Source organism: Streptacidiphilus neutrinimicus, from assembly GCF_000787815.1.
Lineage (GTDB): Bacteria > Actinomycetota > Actinomycetes > Streptomycetales > Streptomycetaceae > Streptacidiphilus > Streptacidiphilus neutrinimicus.
Genome location: NZ_BBPO01000180.1, coordinates 1 through 2,565, shown reverse-complemented (window position 1 = coordinate 2,565; position 2,565 = coordinate 1). Strand labels below are relative to the sequence as shown.

2 protein-coding genes and 1 pseudogene are annotated in these 2,565 nt (G+C 71.2%); 2 read left to right on the top strand and 1 reads right to left on the bottom strand.

Features of this window, described 5'->3' with window-relative positions; translation table 11 throughout:
* Positions 1-115: 115 nt before the first annotated feature.
* Entirely contained in the window at positions 116-1,534 is a 1,419-nt protein-coding gene (locus TR48_RS38405) for a hypothetical protein (RefSeq protein ID WP_042375641.1), read from the bottom strand.
* A 379-nt stretch (positions 1,535-1,913) separates the two neighbouring features.
* Here TR48_RS38405 and TR48_RS38400 point away from each other — a divergent pair, with 379 nt between their 5' ends.
* A complete protein-coding gene (locus TR48_RS38400) occupies positions 1,914-2,246 on the top strand; it encodes a hypothetical protein (RefSeq protein WP_236652529.1) in 333 nt (110 codons plus the stop codon).
* 138 nt (positions 2,247-2,384) lie between these two features.
* A pseudogene (locus TR48_RS46195) lies at positions 2,385-2,565 on the top strand (hypothetical protein); the annotation flags it as partial.

The following is a 2,565-nucleotide window of genomic DNA, read 5'->3' as shown; positions in this document are numbered from 1 at the left end:
CGGTCAACGGAGTTCGCGGGGTTCGGAGTGAAGCGCCCCGGGCCGGGGACCGGCCCGAAGCGCTTCGGGTGTCACGGGACGGCGATTGCGGTGGCCGGTCGGTGGACCGGCAGGTTCAGTTGACGGTGAAGTAGTAGTCGTACGGGGCGAGTTGGATGCCGTCCTTGGTGGTCGGGTAGACCTCCAGGTCGTACCAGCCGCTCTGGGGCGGGGTCCAGGAGATCTGGGCCGAGCCGCCGGCGGTCGCCTTGACCGTGGTCGGGGTGCCCCAGTTGAAGGAGTAGGTGTAGCTGGCCACGCCCTTCACCTTCGGGGCGAACGTGAAGGTGCCCGGGACGCCCGAGCCGCCGCTGGAGGCGTTCTCGGCGTAGAGATCCGAGCTGACGGTCGGAGAGGTGCCGACGGGGCCGGTCGTCCACCAGTAGGAGGAGCTGATCCAGCCGTTGGCGCTGGTGCTGGAGACGTAGAAGAAGTCGCCGTATGCGCCGTCCAGTGTGAGGTTCAGCTCGGCGGAGCCGTCGCCGGCGGCCTTGACCTGGGTGGTCTGCTGGCCGTTCGCGCCGAAGGTCTGCACCGTGTAGCTGACCACCGGGGAGATTGCCTGGAGCTTCGGGTCCGGGGCGAGGCGGAACGGCGTGACCTTGTCGAACTGGACCTTCGGGACCAGCGGCGTGGCGGTCGGGCCGTCGTACTTCACCATGAGCATGTAGCTGGTCTCGTCGGACGGGTTGCCCGCCCGGTCCAGGCTGCGTACCCAGAGGGTGTACAGCCCCGAACCCTCCGGCGGGATCAGGCTGGCCGTGGCGGAGCCGCCGAGGGTTGTCGCCCGGGCGAAGTGCTTGGGGTCGCTGTACGGGTCCGTCGGCTGCGGGATGCCGTGGTCGCCGATCGGGACGCCGATGACGCTCAGGACCTGCTGCCAGTCGTACTCGTAGCCGGCGACGTCGCCGACCCCGTTGGCGCCGAAGGTGAACTGGACCGGAGACCCGCCCTGGTTCAGCACGTTCTGCGGGTAGTTGGGCGAGGTGATCGTCGGCGGCCGGTCCGGGCGGACGTTGTCGACGGTGAAGTAGCAGGTCGTCGACCAGTTCGAGACGGAGGTGCCGGAGAGCGTCTGCGCCTGCCAGGCGTAGGTCTGACCGTCGGTGAGGGCGGTGGACGGGAGGAGCGCGCCGTCCTCGTTGCCGGCCGTGGCGAAGTTCGCGGTGACCGTGGTGATCTGGGTCGGGTCGGAGACCGGCCAGGCCCGGTACTGCATGCTCATGAAGCCGCTGCCCGTCGGATTCGAGGGGGGCGTGCCCTGGGCGACGCCCTCGACGAAGACGCCGCTGCCTCCCCAGAGGAAGGTCGGCGCGGAGGCGTCGGTGGAGCAGTGCTGGTAGCCGTTGAAGAGATCGGTCGGCGTGGCGGCCGTTCCGTCGTCGGCGTGCGCGGGGCCGGTGCCGAGCAGTGCGAGGGCGAGCGCCCCCAGGGAGACCAGTCCGGCACGCCAGCGGGTGGGGACGGGTCTCTTGGGTCTCTTGGTCTCGGTCAAGGAATTCCCCCTTCCTCCTGGCCCGGCCACCGGTCCCGGACAGCGGGCCGGCTCGCGGGCGGCGGGGGAATGCTAGTTCAGCCAGGCGTTCGGGCGGTCCCAATTTCCGTCAGCGGCCTGAGCCGCGGCTCATCTGCCCGGAAGCCGTGGTCGGGGTGGCCTTCGGCCGTCGACCGGTGATCGTCGCCCGGCACGCGCGCCCCTGGCGAGGCGGAAATGCGGTGGTGCGCGGGGGCAGGGCATGGGAGCGTGCCGAGCATGACGACGTCTTTCAGGAGCGATGCCGCGTAGGCGGCCTGCGGCCGTGAGGGCCGCGCGGAAGTTGCCGTCGGGGATGGACCCGCGGCTGTCGGTGGTCGACAGGGTGTCCGCCCGGGCGATGGCGGAGATCCGCCGGTGGGAGCGCGAGATCGGGTGTCCCGGCAAAGTCGCGCTGGACCTGCGGGCGTGGAGAGAGCAGGCCGCCCGCATGTGCGGCGGCGGTTGGCGTGGGCTGCCCCCGGGCGGCCTCCAGGGCTACGACATGGGATACCCCTGCTGCGATGACGAGGTCCCGGAGGGCCGGGCGGGGCTGGAGCGGGCGATGCGGGCGCTCTCCGGGCCGAGTCGGCGCGAACTTGCCACGGTCGTGCGGACGATCGACGCCCGCGTCCTGGCGGCGACCTATGGCGAGGAACCCACCGCACCGTTGTGGTGGACCCGGCGGATGTGAGGTGAACCCGGACGCTAAGAGGGCGCTAAGACTGCCGGGTTCGTGCAGTGTGCGGCGGCCGGCGGCGCTGTCAGTCTGACGCCTGCGGGTCCACGGGGTGTGGCCGTTCGGGGGATGTGCAGAGGCAGGCGAGAGCAAGTGCGGGGCTTTCTGGGGGCGGTCACGGCCTATCCGACCGTGGTCTTCACCTTCGCGCTGGTCGTGGTGGTGGGGTACTGGGTCCTGGTGCTCGTCGGGGGAGCGCATCTGCACGGAGCCCGAGGTGGCCACGGGGGAGGCGGCCATGCGGCCGGGCACGGGGCGGGCCACGGGGGCGGCC